Source organism: Vibrio splendidus, from assembly GCF_002873455.1.
In the GTDB taxonomy this organism is placed as follows: domain Bacteria; phylum Pseudomonadota; class Gammaproteobacteria; order Enterobacterales; family Vibrionaceae; genus Vibrio; species Vibrio splendidus_J.
Genome location: NZ_MCUN01000010.1, coordinates 279,475 through 302,275, shown reverse-complemented (window position 1 = coordinate 302,275; position 22,801 = coordinate 279,475). Strand labels below are relative to the sequence as shown.

The 22,801-nt window shown below is 44.1% G+C and carries 26 protein-coding genes; 7 read left to right on the top strand and 19 right to left on the bottom strand.

All coding sequences use genetic code 11. The annotated features are described in order from the left end of the window. Positions 1-146: 146 nt before the first annotated feature. The 4 genes from BCU75_RS10415 to BCU75_RS10400 all read left to right on the top strand — a co-directional run bounded on the left by BCU75_RS10415 (position 147) and on the right by BCU75_RS10400 (position 2,962). Entirely contained in the window at positions 147-539 is a 393-nt protein-coding gene (locus tag BCU75_RS10415; RefSeq protein WP_076674689.1) for a GFA family protein, read from the top strand. A gap of 29 nt (positions 540-568) precedes the next feature. Next, a complete protein-coding gene (locus tag BCU75_RS10410) occupies positions 569-1,036 on the top strand; it encodes an OsmC family protein (protein ID WP_102473781.1) in 468 nt (155 codons plus the stop codon). A gap of 123 nt (positions 1,037-1,159) precedes the next feature. Next, positions 1,160-2,392 (top strand): MalY/PatB family protein, encoded by a 1,233-nt coding sequence (locus BCU75_RS10405; protein WP_102473780.1) that lies wholly within the window; start codon positions 1,160-1,162, stop codon positions 2,390-2,392. 225 nt (positions 2,393-2,617) lie between these two features. Continuing rightward, the gene (locus BCU75_RS10400) at positions 2,618-2,962 is read left to right on the top strand and encodes a ribosome recycling factor family protein (protein WP_102473779.1); all 345 of its coding nucleotides are present in this window, start codon (positions 2,618-2,620) and stop codon (positions 2,960-2,962) included. A 198-nt stretch (positions 2,963-3,160) separates the two neighbouring features. On the opposite strand, the gene BCU75_RS10395 is transcribed toward BCU75_RS10400, so the two are convergent. From BCU75_RS10395 to BCU75_RS10315, 16 genes are all read right to left on the bottom strand, one after another. Beyond that, positions 3,161-3,400, bottom strand: coding sequence for an RNA recognition motif domain-containing protein (locus tag BCU75_RS10395; protein ID WP_004732698.1), 240 nt, complete (start codon positions 3,398-3,400; stop codon positions 3,161-3,163). A gap of 131 nt (positions 3,401-3,531) precedes the next feature. Continuing rightward, positions 3,532-4,206, bottom strand: a complete 675-nt coding sequence (locus tag BCU75_RS10390) for an SDR family NAD(P)-dependent oxidoreductase (protein ID WP_102473778.1) — start codon at positions 4,204-4,206, stop codon at positions 3,532-3,534. Between the two features lie 206 nt (positions 4,207-4,412). Beyond that, on the bottom strand, positions 4,413-4,676 hold the full coding sequence (locus tag BCU75_RS10385) for a hypothetical protein (RefSeq protein ID WP_004732701.1): 264 nt from the start codon (positions 4,674-4,676) through the stop codon (positions 4,413-4,415). A 314-nt stretch (positions 4,677-4,990) separates the two neighbouring features. After that, positions 4,991-5,533 (bottom strand): DUF3833 domain-containing protein, encoded by a 543-nt coding sequence (locus tag BCU75_RS10375; protein WP_102473777.1) that lies wholly within the window; start codon positions 5,531-5,533, stop codon positions 4,991-4,993. After that, the gene (locus BCU75_RS10370; RefSeq protein ID WP_102473776.1) at positions 5,530-6,117 is read right to left on the bottom strand and encodes a chalcone isomerase family protein; all 588 of its coding nucleotides are present in this window, start codon (positions 6,115-6,117) and stop codon (positions 5,530-5,532) included. The genes BCU75_RS10375 and BCU75_RS10370 overlap by 4 nt, the downstream gene beginning before the upstream one ends. 3 nt (positions 6,118-6,120) lie before the next feature. Continuing rightward, the gene (locus tag BCU75_RS10365; RefSeq protein WP_076674708.1) at positions 6,121-6,642 is read right to left on the bottom strand and encodes a DUF2878 domain-containing protein; all 522 of its coding nucleotides are present in this window, start codon (positions 6,640-6,642) and stop codon (positions 6,121-6,123) included. Then, complete coding sequence (locus BCU75_RS10360; protein WP_102473775.1) at positions 6,620-7,900, bottom strand: SAM-dependent methyltransferase; 1,281 nt, start codon at positions 7,898-7,900, stop codon at positions 6,620-6,622. The genes BCU75_RS10365 and BCU75_RS10360 overlap by 23 nt, the downstream gene beginning before the upstream one ends. A 105-nt stretch (positions 7,901-8,005) precedes the next feature. Then, entirely contained in the window at positions 8,006-8,812 is an 807-nt protein-coding gene (locus BCU75_RS10355) for a DUF1365 domain-containing protein (protein WP_102473774.1), read from the bottom strand. Then, positions 8,809-10,080 carry an NAD(P)/FAD-dependent oxidoreductase gene (locus tag BCU75_RS10350; protein ID WP_102473773.1) on the bottom strand — a complete coding sequence of 424 codons (1,272 nt, stop codon included), beginning with the start codon at positions 10,078-10,080 and terminating at the stop codon, positions 8,809-8,811. The genes BCU75_RS10355 and BCU75_RS10350 overlap by 4 nt, the downstream gene beginning before the upstream one ends. A 2-nt stretch (positions 10,081-10,082) precedes the next feature. Then, positions 10,083-10,814 carry an SDR family NAD(P)-dependent oxidoreductase gene (locus BCU75_RS10345; RefSeq protein WP_102473772.1) on the bottom strand — a complete coding sequence of 244 codons (732 nt, stop codon included), beginning with the start codon at positions 10,812-10,814 and terminating at the stop codon, positions 10,083-10,085. Beyond that, on the bottom strand, positions 10,814-11,245 hold the full coding sequence (locus BCU75_RS10340) for a nuclear transport factor 2 family protein (RefSeq protein WP_076674720.1): 432 nt from the start codon (positions 11,243-11,245) through the stop codon (positions 10,814-10,816). The genes BCU75_RS10345 and BCU75_RS10340 overlap by 1 nt, the downstream gene beginning before the upstream one ends. Positions 11,246-11,259: 14 nt before the next feature. Further along, positions 11,260-12,690, bottom strand: a complete 1,431-nt coding sequence (gene phrB / locus BCU75_RS10335; protein WP_102473771.1) for a deoxyribodipyrimidine photo-lyase — start codon at positions 12,688-12,690, stop codon at positions 11,260-11,262. Then, entirely contained in the window at positions 12,687-13,634 is a 948-nt protein-coding gene (locus BCU75_RS10330; RefSeq protein WP_076674725.1) for a YbgA family protein, read from the bottom strand. The genes phrB and BCU75_RS10330 overlap by 4 nt, the downstream gene beginning before the upstream one ends. Before the next feature lie 175 nt (positions 13,635-13,809). Continuing rightward, complete coding sequence (locus BCU75_RS10325) at positions 13,810-14,541, bottom strand: ChrR family anti-sigma-E factor (protein WP_102473770.1); 732 nt, start codon at positions 14,539-14,541, stop codon at positions 13,810-13,812. After that, positions 14,534-15,181 (bottom strand): sigma-70 family RNA polymerase sigma factor, encoded by a 648-nt coding sequence (locus tag BCU75_RS10320; protein WP_076674730.1) that lies wholly within the window; start codon positions 15,179-15,181, stop codon positions 14,534-14,536. The genes BCU75_RS10325 and BCU75_RS10320 overlap by 8 nt, the downstream gene beginning before the upstream one ends. Before the next feature lie 110 nt (positions 15,182-15,291). Continuing rightward, complete coding sequence (locus tag BCU75_RS10315; protein ID WP_102473769.1) at positions 15,292-15,912, bottom strand: LON peptidase substrate-binding domain-containing protein; 621 nt, start codon at positions 15,910-15,912, stop codon at positions 15,292-15,294. Between the two features lie 378 nt (positions 15,913-16,290). Between BCU75_RS10315 and BCU75_RS10310 the strand changes: the two genes are divergently transcribed. After that, on the top strand, positions 16,291-16,677 hold the full coding sequence (locus BCU75_RS10310; RefSeq protein WP_076674736.1) for a tautomerase family protein: 387 nt from the start codon (positions 16,291-16,293) through the stop codon (positions 16,675-16,677). 134 nt (positions 16,678-16,811) lie between these two features. Here BCU75_RS10310 and BCU75_RS10305 read toward each other — a convergent pair whose 3' ends face one another. After that, positions 16,812-17,609 carry a DUF4344 domain-containing metallopeptidase gene (locus BCU75_RS10305; RefSeq protein ID WP_102473768.1) on the bottom strand — a complete coding sequence of 266 codons (798 nt, stop codon included), beginning with the start codon at positions 17,607-17,609 and terminating at the stop codon, positions 16,812-16,814. A gap of 371 nt (positions 17,610-17,980) precedes the next feature. Here BCU75_RS10305 and BCU75_RS10300 point away from each other — a divergent pair, with 371 nt between their 5' ends. Continuing rightward, positions 17,981-18,337 (top strand): YibL family ribosome-associated protein, encoded by a 357-nt coding sequence (locus BCU75_RS10300; RefSeq protein ID WP_076674740.1) that lies wholly within the window; start codon positions 17,981-17,983, stop codon positions 18,335-18,337. Between the two features lie 316 nt (positions 18,338-18,653). Further along, complete coding sequence (gene gltS, locus BCU75_RS10295; protein ID WP_076674743.1) at positions 18,654-19,880, top strand: sodium/glutamate symporter; 1,227 nt, start codon at positions 18,654-18,656, stop codon at positions 19,878-19,880. Positions 19,881-19,989: 109 nt separating this feature from the next. Here the strand turns inward: gltS and norW are convergent, their stop codons facing one another. After that, complete coding sequence (gene norW, locus BCU75_RS10290) at positions 19,990-21,180, bottom strand: NADH:flavorubredoxin reductase NorW (RefSeq protein ID WP_102473767.1); 1,191 nt, start codon at positions 21,178-21,180, stop codon at positions 19,990-19,992. 1 nt (position 21,181) lies between these two features. Next, entirely contained in the window at positions 21,182-22,711 is a 1,530-nt protein-coding gene (gene norV / locus BCU75_RS10285; protein WP_102473766.1) for an anaerobic nitric oxide reductase flavorubredoxin, read from the bottom strand. Positions 22,712-22,801: the final 90 nt, after the last annotated feature.

The following is a 22,801-nucleotide window of genomic DNA, read 5'->3' as shown; positions in this document are numbered from 1 at the left end:
CAATGTCTTTGAAATACTGAGAATTGTTGATGACTTTGTCGATCAGTTGATTGTTCTGAAAGTGCTAAATCTAAAGCTTCATTACGGACAACGTAAATGGTTCTCGTTAAAATAGTTCGAATACAAGGACGTGATTGGAGAGAAAAATGAAAGTAGTCGGCAATACGATTATCCAACCTTTTCACAAGGCAAGCTGTCACTGCGGTGCGGTGGAATTAGAGCTCAGCCTACCTAACGGGATAGAAAAGCCACGTCGTTGCGATTGTTCTATCTGTCGTCGTAAAGGCGCGATAGTTGGCTCTGTGGCGTTAGATGGGATTAAGATCCTGAAAGGTGCTGAGCATCTTAAGCTTTATCAGTTTAATACCAACACCGCGAAGCATTACTTCTGCTCGAACTGCGGTATCTATACCCATCATCAACGCCGTTCTAGCCCGAATGAATATGGCTTTAATATTGGCTGTTTGGAAGGGGTAAACCCTTTTGATATTGGTGATGTGGTGACCAACGATGGCGTTAATCACCCTGCTGATCGCTAAGTCGTTACACAATATAAAAGGAATTAATTATGTCTGAATATGGAGCGGTCATTCGCTGGCAAAAAGCGGAAGATGAAGCCTTTAGTGATAATCAATACAGTCGAGGTCACTCGTGGGAGTTCGATGGTGGTGTCACTGTGCCAGCTTCATCTTCTCCTCATGTGGTGCCACTGCCGTTTTCGGTAGAAGCGAATGTTGACCCAGAAGAGGCTTTTATTGCTGCGCTCTCTAGCTGTCATATGCTGACTTTTTTGGGCATTGCGGCTAAGCAGAAGTACGTGATCGACTCTTATGTGGATGATGCGGTTGGTGTACTTGAGGAAGATGAATCAGGCCGTTCGTCGGTTACTGTAGTGACACTAAGACCTAGGATTGAATTTGTAGGCAGCAAGGTTCCAAGCAGTGCGCAGCTTGATAAGTTACATCACTTAGCACACAACAATTGCTTTATCGCTAACTCAGTCAAGACTGAGATCAGAGTAGAGATGCGAGATTGATTTCAATTTTTGCACATTATTTTTTGCAAAGTTTCGTCTTTTTGATTTTGCCGTCGTCTTAAGGGTATTCATGCAATTCAGTTGATTGCAAAAAGACAGAATACACTATTTGAGGAAACCTCCATGACAGCGTTTAACAGTGCATCTAATTACGGTGAAAATGCGTTTATCAAAAGCAAACCGCAAATGCTACAGAACATTTATAACACCACAGATGTATTCCCATACTGGGTTGCCGATATGGATTTTCAGGTAGCAGAACCTATCACTAAAGAGTTGAACCGTTTAGTTGAGCGCGGTGTGTACTCTTATGAGTTTCATGAGCAGGCTGTATTTGAAGCGCTTTCTCAATGGTATTCAAAACGTCATGGTTTGACTCTTTCTGCTGACAAATTTGTGCAGGTACCAGGTGTGCTGTCTGGTATCGCGTTGTTATTGCGTCAATTTACCAATGAAGGCGATGGCGTACTTATCCATACTCCGGCTTACCATCAGTTTGCTAATTTGGTAAACAAAGCGGATCGCAAAGTGGTGAAAAGCCCGCTTATTAATGATGAAAACGGCTACCAGATTGATTTCGCAGGTATGGAGCAACAGATCATCGAGCAAAAAGTGAAAACGATGATTTTCTGTAATCCACACAACCCAACAGGCCGAGTGTGGACGCAGCAAGAAATCGAACAAGTCATCGAGATCGCCAAGCGCCATGATGTACTGATCATCAGTGATGAAGTCCATTCAGACATTATTTTTGAAGGTCACGCTTTTACGAGCTTAACCAGTTTTGATTACGACAAAGTTATTACCTTGATTGGATCTCCGGCAAAAACATTTGGTATGCACAGCATCTCAAACGGCTATGTGTATACAAACAATGATGAACTATTTGAAGCGTTCAAAACCAATGTGGTCGCGATGTATCTTGATCACGGGAATGCATTCAGCACGTTCGCAACCGTGGCGGCCTTTGAAAAGGGCGAAGCGTGGTTAGATGGCATGTTGGTGTATTTGCAAGACACGGTTAAGTGGATCACTCAATTTTCTGAGCAACGTATTCCTCAGTTGAAAGTCTTTCAGCCGCAAGGGACTTACCAAGTGTGGTTTGATTTCTCAGGCTTAGACTTTTCGGAAGAAGAGCTAAAACATGTGGTGTTTGAACAGGCGAAGATGGGGTTAACACCGGGTGGGTGGTTTGGCGCTGAGAATCCCAATTTTATGCGAATGAATATTGCTACTTCACGCGACAATATTGAGAAGTCGTTTACGGCTTTGGCCGACGCTATTGATGGTTTTGAGCGAGGAAGTGAAGAGAGTTCAAACTGCTGTGATAGCGGAAATTCAAAAAGCTGTTGCTGATTGATTTAAGCTTAGGCTTTGGCGTTGAATAGCCGAACCTGAAGAACGGATATAACAATGTAAAACCGCGAGTCTGCTTAGCGCATGACTGGCGGTTTTTTTGTGTCTGTGTAATCCTAAGCATGATTTTATTGAGTTATTGAGTTATTGAGTTATTGAGTTATTGAGTTATTGATTCTAGATAGAGCACTTAAATTATGGGTAGATATTGGTTGGCAGAGAGTTATGTTTAGCGTTCCACTGAATAGTTTTGTACATCGTGTGAGTGATAAAAGCCAAGTGATGGTCAATGCTGCAAGTTGTGGGTGCCAGTTGAAGCGAGTTCGACGTTCGCGTAATTGGTTATTGGTGGCTCAAGAACATCAGCTCGTTGAATTTAAAACCATGCTAACCCATGAGAAAGACGATTGGATAGCAACCGCAATCGACAAAGTGCTACCTAAACCTGTGGTTTGCTTGGCGTCACTATTGGCGGCTAACCCCTCTATGACTGTCGCACAATTGGTGATGGAATCGGGTTGTTCAATGGCAGAAGCAAGGCATGCTATTGATGAGCATGAAGGGTTGTAAGCGCAAACTATAAGTGAATAGATTGTGTTGTGAAACGCTGTGAAAAGTGTTGTAAAAAAAAGCGCGAGCAGCAAAAAGCCCGTAACGATATTATGCTTTTTCAGCGGAATATCGTTACGGGCTTTATCATCTGTGCTTACTGTGAAGCTAGATCACGAGGCAGTTCAATTGCTTGTTCTTGTATAGCGCTAGTTCTTATTAAGAGTTAGCGACTTTTACACGAATCGTGTTTTTGCCAAGCTTTGACAGGTTTAGCTTGTTTAGTGCTGCTTTAGCTTCTTCGTGCTCTGGCATTTCAACAAAAGCAAAGCCTTTAGATTCGCCAGTCTCTTGGTCTAAAACTAGGCTGCACTCTTTTACTGAGCCAAACTCAGAAAATAGAACACGGATGTCTTGCTCAGCAGTAGAGCGCGATAGGTTACGAACTAGAAGTTTCATAATAAACCTTGAATATGAATTTACGCCGAGCATTGTCGCACACTTTCGTGCTCATCCTCACAAATAATTAGCTGATAATCTCTGTTTAAGCTGAATAGCTCTGTTTACTTGTTCGCAGCTCTCTTTGACCGTTAACCGCGGTTTATCGTGATATCTGATACATATCCATGCTCAGTGCTGGTTAACGCCTGCTGCAGCATTTGAGCAGCCTCTGTCGCTGTCATAAAGCTTGAGGTATCCATCGCTTTGCCGCTGGTTCCCCAAAATTCAGTTGCCATCCCGCCGGGGTAAACCGCAACAATCTTCATTGGGTGACCTTTTAACTCCAACCTTACCGATTCGATAAAGCCCTTAACGGCCCATTTTGCTGCGCAGTAAGTCGACTCTTCTGCTTTAGCGCCTTGAGCCGCGGTCGACATTACGACAGCAATGGTGACAGGTTGATCCTTGTAACGCTGAACAAGCTCGCGAATCAGAAATATCGAGGACTCGATGTTGTTTTTCAGCATGTCGCTAATTGCTGTGGGATCTTGTTGTTCAATTTTACCGAAGTACCCACTGCCTGCGCTATGAATCACCAGCTTTGGTGTTTCTGGTAAGGCATCAAGCAGTTCGCTCACGGAGCGCGGGTCACATAAGTTACAGGCTTGGCTAACGGTATCCGCTGGTAGGCTCTTCGCTAATTCAGTTAAACGCTGAGAGCTGCGGCCAGTGATCATTAGGCGTTGATTGCTGTTCGATGTGTTCGCATATTGCTTGGCTAAAGCTGCGCCTAAACCGCTGCTTGATCCGGTGATTAAAATCATGGGGACTCGGAGTTGTTGAATTGAATTGAGATAGTAAGGCTTTGAATCCCTGTTTTCTGAGATCTAAGACCAAGATGCTGAGGCTTATGATTAAGATTGGTCGATAGAATTGAGGTGTGAGAAAGGTGATGTAAACAGGGAAGGAAAAAAGAAGGAGAGCTAAAAAGTAAAAACGCCGGCACAGGGCCAGCGCTTTCGAAATCAGATTACTCTTCGTCGAACTGTTTGGTCGTGAATGAGTCTTCGATTCTGTTGAGCTCTTCTTGATCTTTCACACGCTGTTCTTCTTGGCGAATGACTTTCGCTTCATTGAAGCGTTTCTTTTCCGACTTAGTCAGGAATTTTACAGCTTTCTTGTTGGTCAGTGCGTAAGCAACTACGTCTTCGCCTTTTTCTCTGCGGTCGTTTACACGTTGTGAGAAACGTTCATTGTCGCGAGCTTTACGCTCCGCTGAGGTCAACTTGCTCATGCTTTAAAGCCTTTTCAATTATTCATGGTAGGGAATCTACGCTTAGCGAAACCAATGGGGAAGTGCTCTTAATTGGTGGAACTGTGTATCACATCCGTTCAACTGAGTTTAGCCCATTTGTATGCTGGTGGCGCATCTTAGCACAAAGGCTTGAGCATGCAGGTATGCTATTCGAGGGATTAAACAGAACAGCCCACAGTTTTCTATTGTGGGCTGAGAATGTATCGTGGGCTGAGATTATATTAAGGGCTGAGATTATCTGTTGGGGTAAAGGTTATCGTTGAAGAAACTGAGAATAAGAAACGACGGTTAAATTAAATCTTCTCGATATACAAAATCACTTCACCAACTTTAAATCCGAACTTAGACATCTCGGTTTTGTTAAATAAGCGTTTTTCGTCCATTAAGAACATCCAATCATCAAGCACCACTTCATAGGTGCTACCGTCTACTTCGATTTCTAAATCGTATTTCCAATACAAAGCCGAGCCTTGAGTCTCCCCATAAGCTGTACCAACCACATCATTGGCGGTGCCGGTGTAGGTGTTGTCACCGGTTTTGATGAGGTTCCAAACGCGGGTTGAACGCTCGCCATTAGCAAAGGAGAACCACTCTTTAATCTCTCCGTTGTTTCCCTCCCAAGTCGCGACAAGCTTAACATCGAAGCGGCGCAGTAAATCACCCGAACGATCGAGTACCATTCCATAGGCCTTGAGTTCACCATTAAAAAAGGTTTCAAGCTTTAGCTCTGGGGTCGTGCCTGCGTGGTTCTCTAAACTGGCAGAGCCACAGCCCGCTAACCAAGTGAGTGACAAAATGGCTAATGCGAATTTGATTATTTTTGTTTTTGGGTTCATTTATTCAGACCTAAAAGTTGCTTGCGTAGAACGGGTTCAGATGTGTTCTCAGACAGCCAAATCGCTAAGAAGGCTTCGCCAAATTGCTTGTCTTGGATAGTGCCGATAGGTTGTTCATCAAAATAAAAACGACTTATGTTGTCTTCAGCGACACGGATGGTGAGCGTGCTTCCTTCTTCAACGTTGGGCCACATCGCGTACAAGGGTTTCAACCAGCGCTGAATGTTATTTTTAGAATAACCAAGTTTGCTCCACTGATCTTTGGTTGCGTCTACCAGATCTTTACTATCAATCGAACGGAAGTACTCAATCTTTAATGCTCGTTCAGAGTTTGAAGGTGTGGTGTAGAATTCGGCTGAATAGAGAGTCCAAAACAGGTAACTCATTTCTCCTTCGCCGCGCTTATTTAAATCATCGACGGCAGACGCTTTGGCATTTCCGGTAAATAGGAGCGCTGCACAAATGAGGGTTAAGGTGACTAAGCTAAATAGTCGGTTTCTTGATTGCTCGCTTGTTTGAGTGCGAACGCAACTTACATCGCTCTCAGATTTGAACGCTTGCGTAGGTTTGCGTGGAAAAGCCATAAGTCACCTCGTTGTTGCCATTTTGGGTTGTACTAAGTTGGAGTAAGCGGCCACCAGTAAGGGCAACAAAATCCCCCAACTTATTGCAAGGGCAGCTAACACCGATGCGTCTGGCCAAGTAGTCAGAAGGGCACCTGCTTTGATGCCTCCCCAATAACTACTAGTACCTGCTACGAACCCTATGACAAACAAGATCACTTTTGAGCATTTTAAAAGCCAATTTAGGCTGTGGTTAAAGCTGATTAAGAACATGATCCACAGGCAAACAAGCCATATTGGGAACCACGATTGATTGGCAATTTCAGAATCTACGGCAAACACGCCGAAGTGAAGTAAAAGGCTATCAAGTAATAGCCCTAATGGTAATAAAGCGAGTATTTTAAGGTCGCTACTGCGAGTAGGGGAGAGAAGGAAGTGAACGGCCACAATCAGTGGCGCCACGAACGGGGCTTGCGCGGTAAAGAATGCGCTGCAAACCCAGGTCGCTTGAAACAGAACGAGATTAATAATCCAAAACCGTTTCATCTTTTGCTCCAAAGTAACGAGGTTTTCTAGCAACTAGGTGATGAGTGCTGATCACGCGCTCTTTGAATGCGCCTTCACAGTAGCAGAAGTAGAAGATCCATAAGCGCTTAAACTCTTCTGAATAGCCTAATGATTCGAGCTCTTCCCAACTGTTTTCAAAGGCAACATTCCAATCATTAAGTGTTCGAGCGTAGTGCAGGCCTATGTCATCAATTTCTTGGACAACAAGGTCTGTGCTAGTCGCGAGATGTTGGGTCATCACTGAAACTGAAGGTAAACAACCGCCAGGGAATATGTATTTTTGAATAAAATCGACGCCTTTACGGTATTTATCGTAACGACTGTCGGCGATGGTGATCGCTTGAATTAACATTTTTCCCGAAGGCTTTAATAATGAAGAACACTTTTCAAAGAAGGTCTCTAGATATTCATGTCCGACCGCTTCTATCATTTCGATAGAGACCAGTTTGTCATACTCGCCAGAGAGGTTTCGATAATCCTCTTTGAGGAGGGTGATTTTGTCGGTTAAGCCGAGTGCTTTTACTCTCTCTTCTGTGAGAGCGTGTTGGGCATCTGAAATAGTGGTTGTGGTCACTTTGCAGCCGTAATGCTGAGCCATGAATATGGCTAAGCCACCCCAGCCTGTGCCTATCTCGACCACGTTATCGGATTCAGACAGCTCTAAGCGTTCGCAAATCGTTCTCATCTTGTTTTGCTGAGCTTTGGATAGGGTTTCTGCTTCTTCACTGTAGATTGCTGACGAGTACTGCATTGAACTGTCTAGGAAACGTTCATACAGCTCATTACCGATATCGTAGTGAGCGAGAATGTTTCGTTTAGAGCCTTGTTTGGTGTTGGCATTTTTACGACGTAATAACAGATTTTTGATGCGAGAAATCCATTGTGTTTTATCATCAAGCTCGTCGAGTTGAGATTGATTTCGAGCCATAATTTGAATCACTTTGGTGAGATCTGGGCTGGTCCATTTACCGTCAATGTAGGCTTCCGAAGCACCAATACTGCCGTTGATGACCACATCTCTGAAAAAAGTGGCATCATGAATTACGATTTGACCTTTGAGGTCTGCTTCACGATCACCGAACACCGAATGTTGGTCACGCTCAATGATCTCGAGTGTCGCGAATTGTAGACGCTCAAGCACTTTGAATATTAAAGCCCGATATTTACAGTTGCTCGAAACAGCAACGGCTTTAGCTTGTTGTTCAATATTGTTGTTTTGTTTTGCAAGCTGTTCCATGTAAACCTCGCTGAGAATTCATTCTAATATTTAGCCAACTAAGGTTATCTGTTGCTCGTCTGGTTGAGCTAACCGAAGTCTTCTATTTAGTCATAATGCAGACGCTTAAGATGCTGAGTCTGGGTGCGTCACAAACGGTACTTTTTTGAGAAATAATTTGAGAGCCTGATAATAAATACCCATTACGACTTTGATGGTCATTGCAGGGATTTTGAGTACCGTTTTTCTAATGTTTGTCTTTGATACTGACTGCTTTGTCAGTGCTAGAGTCGCATCAAAAAGCTTTTCTTCTCGGCGGCTTTCGATGTGGACGAGTGTTCGCTTCGCTGGTGGTTGAATCTTCCAAAAGTAGGTCATGTTTAAATCCATAAATGGCGAAACGTGAAACTCTTTTTTAACCTTCAACTCTTGATGCATGTCGATCAGGTAGTAATGTCGTTGGCGCCATGGCGTGTTACTCACTTCTGCCAACATATAGCGACAATCTCCAGTTTCGTCGTAACAGAAAAAACAGTTGATTGGGCTGAAATAGATACCTAGACAACGGCACTGAGCCAACATCGTCACTCGATTTGATTCAGACCAAACACCACCGAGTTGTTGTACTTTGGAAGCTATACGTTGCTTAAGTGATTTAGGTTCACCATTGGTGACATTTTCTTCTTTTTCAGCGAGATAATCCGATTCAACAAAGCGAATCGGGTTGTACCATTGAGTCCCAAACAGCGCACTGCGCGCTGTGGTCTGGGGCAGTTCGTCAAGATCTAACCCCATCATGTAAAGCTCGTAGCTAAATTCGTGAGTGATATCGCCAAATCGGCGGTGTCTGACATTACCCCAATAGATACCGCTGAGTTCTTCACTCTTTTCGGATGCGATCCCCATTTCGGATGTCAGGGTTTGGCTGCTCATAGCGTTGAACTCGTACTCAAATCTAAACCAAAGCGTTTGGTCACATCGAGTGCACTGTGAACCCCATCTTCATGGAACCCGTTGTACCAGTATGCGCCGGCGAAGTGAGTCTGGTTTTTGCCACAGATCTGCTCGCGCTTGTGCTGAGCTTCGACCGTGTTCGAGTTTAGAACGGGGTGGTGATAAACAAAGCTTCTAATAATTTTGTTTGGGTCAATGGCTTCGCTCTGATTCAAGGTCACACAGAAGGTGTGTTGGCTTTCGATCCCTTGCAGAATGTTCATGTTGTAAGTCACACAGGCAGGTCGTTTGCTGTCGCCATCCAACATGTAGTTCCAACTTGCCCATGCAAGCTTTCTGTCTGGTAATAATCGGGTATCCGTGTGCAAAACCACTTCATTACGACTGTATGGGATCTCGCCTAGAACCTGTTTCTCTTGCTCTGTCGCATCGCCAAGCAGACGTAGTGCTTGGTCTGAATGACAGGCAAATATAACTTCGTCGAAGTTTTGTGTACCGCCATCTTCGAATTCAACGGTGACACCTGATTCTTGACGAGTCACTTGTTTGATCGACGTGTTTAACGCGACGGGTTTGCTTAAGCGAGAAAGTATGATCTCAACGTAAGAGCGAGAACCTTTAGGGACGACGTACCATTGAGGGCGGTTCGCAATGTCCAGTAGGCCGTGGTTGTAGAAGAACTGGACGAAGAATTTAAGCTCAAACTCTTCCATCTCTTCTAAGCTTGTCGACCAGATAGCGGCGCCCATCGGCAAGATGTAGTGCTGACTAAAGAAGTCTGAAAATTGGTTGTCGCGTAGGAAATTACCAAGGGTTACGTCTGGCGTAAACTCGTTACTTTCGAACTGGGCTTTGCATAGTTTATTGAACTTAAGAATGTCAGAGACCAAAGACCAGAACTGAGGTTTGAAAATATTACTTCTCTGAGCAAACAAAGAGTTGATGCTATGGCCGTTGTATTCAAACTTGGTTGTCGTGTTGTGAACGCTGAAGCTCATCTCGGTCGGTTGCCTTTCGACACCCAATTGTTCGAGCAGTTGATTAAAATTTGGGTAGGTTCTGTCATTGAATACGATGAAGCCAGTGTCTATCGAAAACGCCTCGCCTTGATGTTCAATATCAACCGTGGCGGTGTGCCCACCGACGTAATCATTTTTCTCGAATACCGTGACGTCGTGATGTTTATCTAATACGTGTGCGCAAGTCAGCCCGGAAATACCGGAACCTATAATGGCGATTTTCTTCATTGTTATACCATCCTTGAAGCGAGTTTTTGCCAAACTGGAGTTGGAAGCATTCTTAATAGCTTCATCAACATAATGAATCTTCTTGGGAAATCGATTTCACTCTTTCCTTGAGCAATACCATTTACGATTCGCTGAGTTGCGGCCTCACTACTAATAATCATAGGCATAGCGAAGGAGTTTCGCTCGGTTAATGGCGTTTCAACAAAGCCTGGGTGCACAATTGAGACATGAATATTATGCTCGGCCAAATCAACCGACAGTGTTCTGCCTAAATAGGTGAGGGCTGCTTTCGAGGCGCCATAAGCTTCTGCTCTAGGTAAGGGCAAAAAACTGGCGCTGGAGCTGACTAAAACCAAGCGGCCGCCGGTCTTAATGTTTTTTAGCCAGGCTTTAAGGGCGTAACCAATTGAAATCAGGTTTATGTTGATGACGCGCTCAAAAAGCTCAGCGTCAAAATTCAACGGGTCGTCGATGTACTCACAATCTCCGGCGTTCAAAATGAGCAGGTCGAGAGGTTCGTCTTGAGAAAGCTCAGGAAAATTTTGGTAATCGGTTAAATCAAAGCAGAGAGGTGTAATTGATGAGTTGGACAGGTCTGTCTCGTGAGAATCTACGAGTGCCTGTAATTTTTCTGGGTTGCGCCCGCAAGCAATCACTTGATGCCCTTGCTGTGCATAATCTAGTGAGAGGGATTGGCCGATTCCAGAGGTTGCGCCGGTTATCATAATACGCATTAGCGGCTCGCTCTTTTTTTGATGGATTTGATTGCGCAGCCTAAAACTGGGATGTGCTCGTACAACATGGATCCGACATCGAGATAGTCTCTGTGGTAGATGACTTGGTTTTCATGCATCTTAAGGTGACTGTGCCCTTGAACTTCGATAGGCTTTTGACCGTTCAGCTGCTTGTGAGCGAATTGCATCGTCCAGTAGACTGAGGCCTCGTTGCCGCTTTCAAAAGCGTGTTCGATGTGGAAATAACAACTGGTAACTTGGGTGTAGATGTTTTCGAAATAATGAGTCAATGCGTCGATACCGCTGACTTGATGCAGCGGATCTTGGAACTCGATGTCAGGGTGATAAACCGTCTTCAGAACCTCAAAGTTATCGGTTCCGAGTTGCTGATACATGTTGAGAAAATTATTAAGCCATAGAGAGTTATCCATAATCTTCGCTCTAATTATTTGAAAAAGGCTAAGGCTCTCAATCGTGCTTCTTTGTGTACAACGATGGGTTGCCAGTATTCGCTGTCTATTCCGTTTTTCGCGATATAGTCATGTGGAAAATGTACATGCTTATCAGGAATATTTTGCAGCTCTGGTATGTACTTACGAACAAAAATTCCTTTCGGATCAAACTTTTCGCTCTGCGTGATCGGATTGAAAATTCGAAAGTAAGGTTGTGCGTCACAGCCAGTACTTGAAGCCCACTGCCAACCGCCATTGTTAGCACTGAAATCACCATCGATAAGGTGAGACATAAAGAAGCGTTCGCCCCAACGCCAATCAATGAGTAAGTGTTTGGTCAAGAAACTCGCCACGACCATTCTTAATCTGTTGTGCATCCAACCGGTTTCAACTAATTGACGCATTGCCGCATCAACCAATGGGTAGCCTGTCTTACCCTCACACCAAGCCTTGAAGCTAGGATGATCGTGATACCAATCTAAGCCATTGTATTTCTGTTGAAAGTTAGCACCTTTAACCAGTTTAGGATGATGGAACATTAAATGCTTATAAAAATCTCGCCAAATCAATTCATTGAGCCAAGAAAAGGCTGGCAGTTGTGTATCAAATAACAAATCGGGCTGTTGTTGAATTAACTGAATTGCTAACCAGCGCGGACTTACCGCACCAATCGTTAAATATGGTGACAGACCAGAGGTCCCTTTAACTGAAGGGATATCTCTAAATCGAGCATAATCGCCGACTTTATTCTCTAAGAAGTTGGGAATCACGGCCTCTAATACATTTTGGCTCAGTGGCCAGCGGTTTGAGTCAACGCGTGGGAAGTCAAAATCATAGTCAGCGGCAAGTCGAGAAGCGGTTAGGTCGCTAGGCGATTGGTCTTCTGAAAATTGAGTCTGTGTAAGTTTTTCCGGTATCACTGGAGCAGGGCTGCAGTTAATGCCTTTGACTTGCACTTCTTTTAGCCATGCATTTTTAAACGGCGTGAAAACCTTGAACATCTCACCTTGTTTATTCAAAACACTTCCCAAAGGAAGAATGGTGTCGCAATCGGTGATCTTTAGTTTGACGCCATTCACGAGCAGACGTTTGTCTCTCAGCTGCTCATCCACTTCAGGTTCAGAATTCGCATATACACACTTGGCATCAAGCTGCTTATACAAATGTGTGAGTTGCGTGGCTTGGTCGTCAAAGTCGGTGGCTTTCAAGTGCAGCAACGTTATCCCGAATTCAGCGAGCTGTAATTCAAGTTGCTTTAGATGGCGATAAATGAAATCCGCTTTGATTGGTGCAAGATAGTGTTGTTGCCATTGCTGCGGTGTTGAAATGAAAACGGCGGTAGTTACACCGTTTTCAACAGCCGCGACGAGCGCTGGGTTATCGTGAATCCGCAGGTCTCGTCTTATCCATAGAATATCGCTCAATATCCGTATCTCAGTTTAAGTTCTTGAGGGTGAGGGTTAAGGTAAACTTGTGATTCTAGGTACTCGTTTGGATATTCCATCAGATAATGATTGATTAACGTTAACGGTACTAACAGTGGAACCAGCCCTTCCCTGAATGATGAAATCTGATTGGTTAGCTCTTGCTTGTGAGCACTGCTCAATTGCTTCTTAAAGTAGCCTTGTAAGTGATGCAAAGTATTGGCATGACTACCACGGTTCGCATGGTGAGATAATGCCGTCATCAGGCCTTCAATGTACTGATTTGCCAATTCGTCGATTTCAAGATCGTTGCTTGCCAACAGTTTGCCAAGGTTCTTATAACCTTCAATGTGATGACACATCACTAAGTACTTGTGCACACTGTGGAACTGGATGAGCTTGTGTTTGGTCACGCCTTCGTCAACAAGGTCGAGCCATTTTTGGTATGTGAAAACTCGTGTCATGAAGTTTTCGCGCAAAATAGGATCATTCAGGCGACCGTTTTCTTCAACAGGAAGTAATGGGTTGCCTTCCATCACTTGTTTAGTGAACATGCCTACGCCTGTCGATTCAGAGCCGCGACCGTGGTGATGGTACACTTTTACTCTTTCCATACCGCAGGTTGGGCTTTTTTGACATACAATGAATCCTGCGATGTGCTGGTTGCTCTTTGAATAGCTTTGTCCAAACTCGATCAGATCATTGGTCACGTCACCAGAACCGTCAGGTCGGGAAACGTGAATGATATTGTCTAGCTGACGAACTTGGCGAATGGTTGGGCGAGGTGTTGGAAGACCCACTGCCATCTCTGGGCATACTGGTTCCAGTTCTACATAATCTGCAAGGTCATCTGTACAAAAACGAGAGCGTTTGTGACCTGTATCGAAACGTACTTTGTGTCCTGCAACACAAGCGCTGATACCTATCTTAATTTTCTTTTCCATTGGCCAACTCCTTTGCTCTTGCTTTGAGCTATTTATTATATTTCAACATTGCTAATCGTACTTACAGAGCCGGGTGTGTTTGAAATCTCAACACCATTGATGTTTTAAGCCAGATCTACGGACGATATACAGGATAGCTTCATGCCATCCTGTATATTTATAGCGTGCAACTGGGTTAATAGATATACTTACCTAGCGGATTGAATAACTGACTCACACCTTTTGTGAAGTAAAGCGCATCACTAGAAACGGTGAGACAGACACAACCTTCTTTGGTTACGGGTTGATGCGTATGTTTTCCATCTAACCAGATGAAATCACCTTTGTTGTAGATACCCATTTCATCTTCGAAACTACCCTCTAGGAGTAATGTAATTTCGAAACCTTTATGAGTATGGCAAGGGACCTGTCCATCTTTATCGATATGCAGCAAACTGGTGTGGTGAGATTCATCATCGAAATCCAGTCTTGCGCGAGAAATCTTGCCTAGGTTCATCCAGTCTTTTCTTACCACTGAATTGAGCGCGCGAGGAACCGTGAAGGTCGTGTCAGACACTGTCTCTTGTTGCGCTTCAATGACGACTTCAACAGCCTGCGACAAATCAGCCGTGATTTTATCAATAGCATCAAAATCAAACTCTCCGTCATCGGCTAGGAACGCGTCCATTTCGCTTTCAGAAAGTTGTAGTCCCGAGGTATCGCTTTCAAAGTTAGAAGTATCGCTTTCAAAAGCAGGGATTTGGTTTTCAAAGACTGAGTCAGCGGCTTGGGCGGTCAACATGCTTACTTGTTTTTGGCAGTGTTCGCAAAGCTCAACATGGCTAGAAACAATCAGTGAAACAGAATCCGCTAGATTGCCATCGACAAAATCTTTCAAGATTGCCGCGTTTGGATGATGTTTAATCATGGTCTTGTTCCCCCATATGAACTTTAAGTTTGGCCAGAGCAAGTCTTAAACGTGATTTCACTGTTCCTAGTGGAACTCCGAGTTGTTGGGCAAGCTGCTCTTGCGACAACTCCTGAAAATATACGCCTTTCACTATGGTTTTTTGGGCTAGCGGCAGTTTTTCTATCTGGGTCATTACATGCCGACTCATGAGATGATCACCAAACGGTAAATCTTCGCTCTGAGATTCAGCGACCATTGCATCAATGGGCCAAATATCGTCAGCGATGGACTGTTCTGCCTTGGCTTTGACTTTGCGTAACATGTCAAAGGCTGCATTTCGCATCACGGTGTAAACCCAAGTAGTTGCAGCACCTTTCTCTTCATTGTAGAGATGTGCTTTCTTCCACACGTTGGTCATCGTGTCTTGAACCAGTTCGTTCGCGGCTGCTTCACCACCCAACTTACTGATGCCAAAACGTTTGATCTTTGGAGAAAAGAACTTAAACAAACAGGTAAATGCCTGTTTGTCCCGGTCTGAACCAACCAAAATCAACCAGCTTGAGAGCTCAGTAGGAACTTTGTTATCGGTAGGTACTTTGTTATCTGGGATAATGACATGCTCCTTGCCGTTCCCTGTACTTCTGCTTTCCACTTGCATAGTAAACAACCATCATGCGAATTTGAGTGGCATTACGTGGAAGGTGAAGGTCGGGATCACTTTAAATTAAAATAATTTCTACTATACAAAATTATAGTGAATAAAAGTGTTTATTGCCCCGTAATGATTTGATTCAGAAACGGAACTAACGACGGAAAACTAGCGGGCTCTGTGAACTCAGTTTTCTTTTCCAGAGGTATTGGCATCATTTCAAGCAATCGAGCGCATATCCATTGTGGGCTCTCAAAATCGGGTCTTGGATAGAGTGTTCTGATGGAGTCGTGATCTCGAAACAGCTGCGTCAAGAATGCAGTGAATACATTCGGTACTTTGCACTCTTGATCTGGCCAATGAGGCAGAGGGCGAAACTGGCTGTGAATCAGACCGTTTTCTGACCGGAATGGGGAGTGGAGTTGTACAAGCTTTTGACCTTCTACGTCTATTTCGAGAATTTGGTCATCAGACATATTGAAGTCAACGATAGAGACTTTTGTCCCCCAAGAGCTTAGGTGTTCAGAGTTAGTATCGTCTTGAGTGGCGAGAATAAACCCCTCTCCTTGCGCTGCATGTGCAACCATTGAAAGATATTTAGGTTCAAAGATACGGAGCCTCTGACGACCTCCGGGCAGAATAAATATCGGAAGTGGAAACACTGCGAGCTCTAGAGTGGGCTCTGTGGGTGTCTCTGGTTCGGCGTCTGTCCGTGTAGTCTTGCTCAATGAATTCGGCACATAGCGCTCCTTAGTTCAAATGTGGTCGAGAAGATATACGCGGAGCTAAGGGGGTTCGATCAATTCGGCATGGCTCTTATTTGGGGGTGCCAATTGCTGCTAGTGGGGCTGTGTCGCTGAGTGCAAAGCCGAGGCTCATGTTTTAAAAAGAGATAGGTTTGTCGAGGTATGGGTTTCACAACGGTTTATGTTTACGGAAGATTATATTTGCGAAGGTATGGTCTTTTTGTTGCACATGCTCATAAATTCATTGTTTTTACCTTCTTTCGTACGCGTCATTAGGTAATATATGTACAAATAGTAAGCGAATGGATAGTCGCCAGACGATGCTTCTATCTAACTTTCTTCTTTACCTAAAATCGCATCAAAGGAATGGTCATGATTGTTATATATGGTATCAAAGAGTGCTTAAATCCAATTAAGTTGCAGCTCTCTAATGTGTTGCAACAGTGCTTAAACAGTGAGATGGGTTTACCCGATGACAAGCGAGCGCACCGATTTGTGCCATTGGAGCGAGATGATTTCTTTTATCCAGACGGAAGAACAGACGCCTATACCGTTATAGAGATCAATATGATGGAAGGTCGAGCGGTAAACACCAAGAAGCGCTTAATTAAGAAGATATTCTCTGAAATAGAAAAGCAACTTTCCATCTCTCCAATAGATATCGAAATTACCATCAAAGAACAACCATCGCACTGTTGGGGGTTCCGTGGCATGACTGGCGATGAAGCTCAAGATCTTAAATATAAGGTGAAGGTCTAAGGTTTATCTCATTTCATATCTTGAATTAAAAAATCACTATGGGCGGCTTAGAAAAATACTAAGCCGCTTATTATTGAATAAGACTGTTATTGATGAAGATTAGTATTGAAGAAGGCTAATAGAGGGTTAAACCATTAGCTCTCGTCGTTCTCTTTTAGGTAACGGTGCCAGTTGGCATTGATGACATCAAAGTGCTCCACACAGAACTCTTTCCTATCTTTTAGGTAGTCGTTTTCAACTTCATCGAGCAAGTTTTTATAGGCATCAGGATCGCTGCCATACACCAAACATAAAGTAGAGAAGTAACGCTGTAGGTCAAAGCTGTGTTCATCGATGTATTCACCCAAATCGTAATACTCAGGGCGGTCTTCTGACTCGAAAGCAAACAGGTCAGCGGCGCTGATTGCGGCATCTCCGCCATGTTCTACATAGTTAAGTAAAAGCACTGTCGCGAGGTTATCAACGGCATCTTCCTCTTTGCCCAGTATGGCAATATTCTGGTCTTCGATATAAGCGTGCCCAGCTTCGTGCAGTAGAGTATGAAGCAAAGTATCGATAGCGCCAGTTTGCGCGGTCTTCCCATACTCTTTTTCGTATTGGTTCTTTTCAAAGTAATTGAGCGACTCAGAGTAGAAGTTATAAGGGACCAGCACTTGATGCGTCTGTGGATCGTAGAGTGGACCTTCTTCTCCGCCGTATTGAATGGTTAATGGCTTTTCAAACATGAAGAGCTGATTTGATAGGTCAACCATAGTGTCATTGACGCCACTGTTTTGAATCTCACGTTTTACTTGTTCTTCTTCGGTATTTTGTGGTGAAGAGAACTCAACGATCAGGTTATTTTGGTTTTTTTGTTCACTAGATGCATAAGTTGCGGCAAACACTGAGCTAAGGACTAGGCTGTAGGTCAGTGTTCGTTTCAATAATGTCATCGGTTATCCTTGTGATTATGTTACGAATCAGACTCGGTGCTAAGGTGAGTCCACTGAATTATGTAACTCAAGCCGCGTACCCCAAGTTATGTAACTTAACGTCACTTAACTTAAGCTATCTACTGTAGTTAGAGTACAAGTTTAGACTGAATTTTGAAGTATTGAAGAGAGCAATTTTTGAAGTCAACACTAGCCGGTTAATGAATAACCCGCTTTGAGGTTCGGCCACAAAGAATTGGCGAGCTGAATCACCCGTGTTGATGTGATTCGTTTCTGTTGGTAATTGATAGATAAATTTCGGTTCAAGTGAACCCTTGTGCTATACTCCGCGCCCCAATCCGAATTGGCTTGTTAAATCTTAGGAAATTATTATGAGTGTTAAAAACGAACTTCAACAAATTAACAACCGTCTAGACAAGTGTCGCAACAAGTTAGCGGCTGCTAAAACTCGTAATGATCGTCCTGTTGTTCGTCAATTTGAAGACGAGATTAAGAAGCTAACCAAGAAAATTGCTCAGCTGAAACACAAAGAAAGCTTCGATGTAAATCAAGAACGTAAGTCTTTGGTTGATATGCCATTTAACCGTGAGATTACAAAAGCAGAGCAAGCGGATATGGGTAAACTTAAGAAGTCTGTCAAAGGGCTCGTGATTGTTCACCCAATGACGAAGATCGGTAAAGAGCTTCGCATTGAGGTTATGACTGGTTACGCACCGAAAAAATTCTAATTACCAGTGATGGTGATGAAAGAGGAGCTAGCAATAGCTCCTTTTTGCTTTTTTAAGTATTAAAAAAGCAGAGTCAGCGGCAAGGATACTCACGCCGTTATCAACTTTTTGGAGGTGATTATTGTCACAAATCCTTTTACCTCTTATAAAAGTTAACGTGTCACTAACATGGCACCAAGTGAGCGCAGTAATGTGTTCACTTTTCGAATCTACAATTTCTCTCCAGTTTGTATAAATATAGGTAGAGCAGCACAGATAATTACAGATAAAACTAGACTCATTAAGGAAGATGAGAACGTAAAAAAATAGAGGTTATATGAATCAATTAATTTCAATTGGACCACTAGAATCCTTCCTAATCGCGATTAGTGTTTTGTTTCTAGGTCATTTCGTCAATGCAAAGCTTCCGGTTCTCAAAAAGTACAACATCCCAGAGCCCATTGTCGGCGGCTTGATTGTCGCTTTTGCTATTACAGCCCTGCACTTTAACGGCCTTGATCTTGAGTTCTCCTTGCCCTTGCAGAACACGTTTATGTTGATGTTCTTTGCAACGGTCGGCCTTGCGGCTAACTACACGCAGCTGATTAAAGGTGGTGCTAAGGTATTCCTATTCTTAGGGGTGGCTTCGGTTTACATCATTATCCAAAACGGTGTAGGGGTAACACTTGCGACGGCACTAGGCCTTGAACCCTTGATGGGTTTGATTGCTGGTTCTATCACGCTTTCTGGTGGTCACGGTACGGGCGCAGCTTGGTCTCAAACTTTTTCAGACACGTTTGGCATTGCCAATACTCTAGAGATCGCGATGGCTTCAGCGACGTTTGGTTTGATTATCGGTGGTATTATCGGTAGTCCAGTAGCCCAAAAGCTGATTGATAAAAACCAGCTTGAATCCGAGTATGGCACTGGCACGCAAACCCACGAGCGTTTTCCTGAACTTGTTACTTACAACGAGTATGAAGAAGACAAAGTGACAGCGAAGAAGGTGATTGAAGTCTTATTCATTCTTCTTATCTGTATCACGGGTGCGAAATACTTAGAGCAGTGGGTGGCGACTTTTGAAATTTCTTGGTTGATGATTCCTGACTTCGTTTACGCGTTGTTTATCGGTGTGTTCATCACTAACGTTTTTGAAGTGACTAAGCTGCATAAAACCGACAGCGAAACGGTCGATATTCTTGGTACGGTGTCATTGTCGCTGTTTTTAGCTATGGCGCTAATGAGCCTTAAGCTTTGGAACATCTTTGACCTTGCGATTCCGTTCTTGGTTATCCTTGCGGTTCAGGCTGTGGTGTTGGGTATCTTCTCTTACTTTGTGACGTTCAAAGTCATGGGTTCTAACTACGACGCAGCGGTTATGGCGGGTGGTCACTGTGGTTTCGGCCTAGGTGCAACACCAACAGCAGTAATGAACATGGGTTCTTTGGTGAACCGATTCGGTCCGTCGCCACAAGCTTTCATGGTTGTGCCAATCGTAGGTGCCTTCTTTATCGATATCGTTAACCTGATCATCCTACAAGGTTACATTTCGTTTATTGGATAGTGCGAACGCACCAATAACGAAGTATGCAGATACAAGAAAGCCAGTCGATTGACTGGCTTTTTTTGTTTTAGCGAATGCCGCTTATTTTATTCAACGTATATTATTGAGCCTATGCGGGTGAGCTTGCCTGTAGCTCTTTGAGCAGAGAGAACGCCGCTTTGGTGTGCTCTCCCGTCACAATGAATCCAACCAACTGGTTATCTTCATTGAAGCCTTTAGCGATAAGCCCGTTAGGTTCAAATCGTGTTTCCCAACTCTGGGTTGTGTGAATATCACGACCGGCCAGTTGAATAGGATAACTCGGTGTTTTCACCTTGGTGATCATATGGGGTAAGCTGAACTTGGTTTTTGTCATCGAGAGCTTCTCTTCAACTATCGAAAAATTCTTTTCTTCCCTCAAGAGTTGTTGAGCCAACACGTTTGCAGACAAAATGGCGGGCTGCAAATAGGCCATCACGCGGCCTTCAATTTCGGCGCAGTCACCAATCGCGTACACATTGTGGGCACTGGTTTTCAGGGTGTCATCGACCACAATGCCTTTGTTTACTTCTATACCCGCTTGCGTGGCTAAAGCCGTATTTGGCCTTAATCCTGCTGCTGCAATCACGGTATCTGCTTGTATTAATCGAGAAGCGGTAGTTTGTAGCCTGACTCCATCGTTCAGGTAAGTCGCTCGACAAATCGCAGAGTCCGTTTCAACGGTAACCCCTGCTTTTGTCAGTTCTCTTTCCAACTCAAGCGAAACGAAAGGCGGCACAAGGCTGTTCAATAGATAACTTGCGGGTTCGATAATCGTGACATCTTTACCCGCAATTTGAAGGTCGAATGCAAGCTCGACTCCGATCAAGCCTCCACCAATCACTGTGATGCGTGTAGCGTCATCAACCTCAGCTTTGTGTTTCTCGAACTCTTCTAAACTATTTAACGTAATGGTTGCGCTGTGTTTAAGCCCTTCCGCTGGTGGTATGAAAGGCGTCGCGCCCGTTGCTAATACCAATTTCGAATAATGGATAGTTTGTCCGTCAACATGAACACACTGCTGCTTGGTATCTATTTCGTTGACTAACACCCCGGTTTTGATGACCACGTTGTACTGCTCTGCCAATTGCTGAGCGTTATTAACGGCTAACGCTTGTGGTGTTTGAGCCTGGCTGAATGCGTGTGAAAGATTCGGCTTACTGTACTCAACCCCTGCATCTGCCGTGATCATAGTAATCGCGACGTCTTGGTCAATTTTACGTACCATCTTTATGGTTTGTAGGGCAGCGAAACCGCCGCCCACAATCACAATGTTCGACATGCTATTTCTCCACAAACACTTCTTTGCCTAAATGGCATTCTGGGCAAAGGAAATCATCAGGCACTTGTGCCCAAGGTGTTCCTGGTTCAACGCCTTGGTAGGGTTCACCCAATTGTGGGTCGTACACCCATTCACAAACAGTACAACGCCAGCAAGTGCAGTCTGCTCCGTGTACTGGCTTATCTTGAGCAACTTCAGGCTTCTGCTCTGTCGTGTCTCTGAGTTCTGCCGTCGTGCTTGTTTGTGTTGGTCTTAGTGTTGGTGCCGGTGCTGGTGTGGCTTCAAGCGGTGTTACATTACGTGATACTTGTTTTGGTGTGCTCACTTCACCTGCTTCTACACGCCAAACTTCTGCAAGTGTCATTCCGTAGTCAATACACTGGCGAAGTGCGTCTGTGTCAGGTTTCCAGTGGATGTGTTGTGGCGCACTGACTTCGAAGTTAGCTTCATGTAAGCGAGCGTCGATACGTTTTACTGCGCCCCCCGTCCAACCTGAAGAACCAAATGCTGCAGCTCTTTTACCTGCAAAGCGTAATCCGTGGATCTCTTCTAGTAGTGCAGCGATTTGTGGCATCATCACGTTGTTCATGGTCGATGATCCAACAAGCACGCCCTTTGAACGGAAGATATTGGCAAGAATGTCGTTCTTGTCGTGTTTAGATATATTGAAAACTTTGATTGCTGTTTCTGGGCTGCCTTTACGGATACCTTTTGCGATTGCGTCAGCCATCATGCGAGTGTTGTTCGACATAGTGTCGTAAACAATGGTGATACGATCTTCTTTGTAGGCTTTAGACCACTCGTAATACTGCTCAACGATTTGCGTTGCGTTGTCGCGCCAAATACAACCATGAGAGGTTGCGATAACATCGATAGGTACACCTAAGCTGAGCACTTCTTCTATCTTCGCTTTCACCAAAGGCGCGAAAGGTGTGAGGATGTTCGAGAAATAACGCAGACATTGGTCATGCAGTTCGACTTGGTCTAGTTGATCATTGAATAGATTTTCGTCACAGTAGTGCTGACCAAAAGCGTCGTTACTGAACAGAATTTCATCGCCAGTCAGGTAAGTCGCCATTGAATCTGGCCAGTGCAACATTTTCATTTCGACAAAGATAAGCTGTTTACCGTTACCCACGTCAAGTGTGTCGCCGGTTTTAACGGTTCTGAAGTTCCAGTCTGGTTGGTGATGATGGCCAACAATGGAGTTAACACCTGCTTCGGTGCAGTAGACGGGTGTGTTCGGAATTTTGGCTAGGAGCGCAGAAAGAGCACCTGAATGGTCTTCTTCTGCATGCTGACAAATGATGTAGTCGATCTCGTTGATGTCGATTTCCATCTCAAGGTTTGCAAGGAATTGCTCAGTAAAGCGATGGTCAACAGTATCAACTAGCACCGTTTTCTCTTCACGAATCAGATACGAGTTATAACTTGTACCTTTGTTCATGTGGTATTCCTTACCATGGAAGTGTTCTGTTTCCCAATCGTGGACGCCGACCCAGTGAACATTTGATTTAACGTGAATAGTCATAATGATAATACCTTATTTAAATATCTAAGCTCATCATTGCATTAGCTGTGCCATGTTTTTAAGGTGTTGTTTTAAATGGACTTGTTTGGT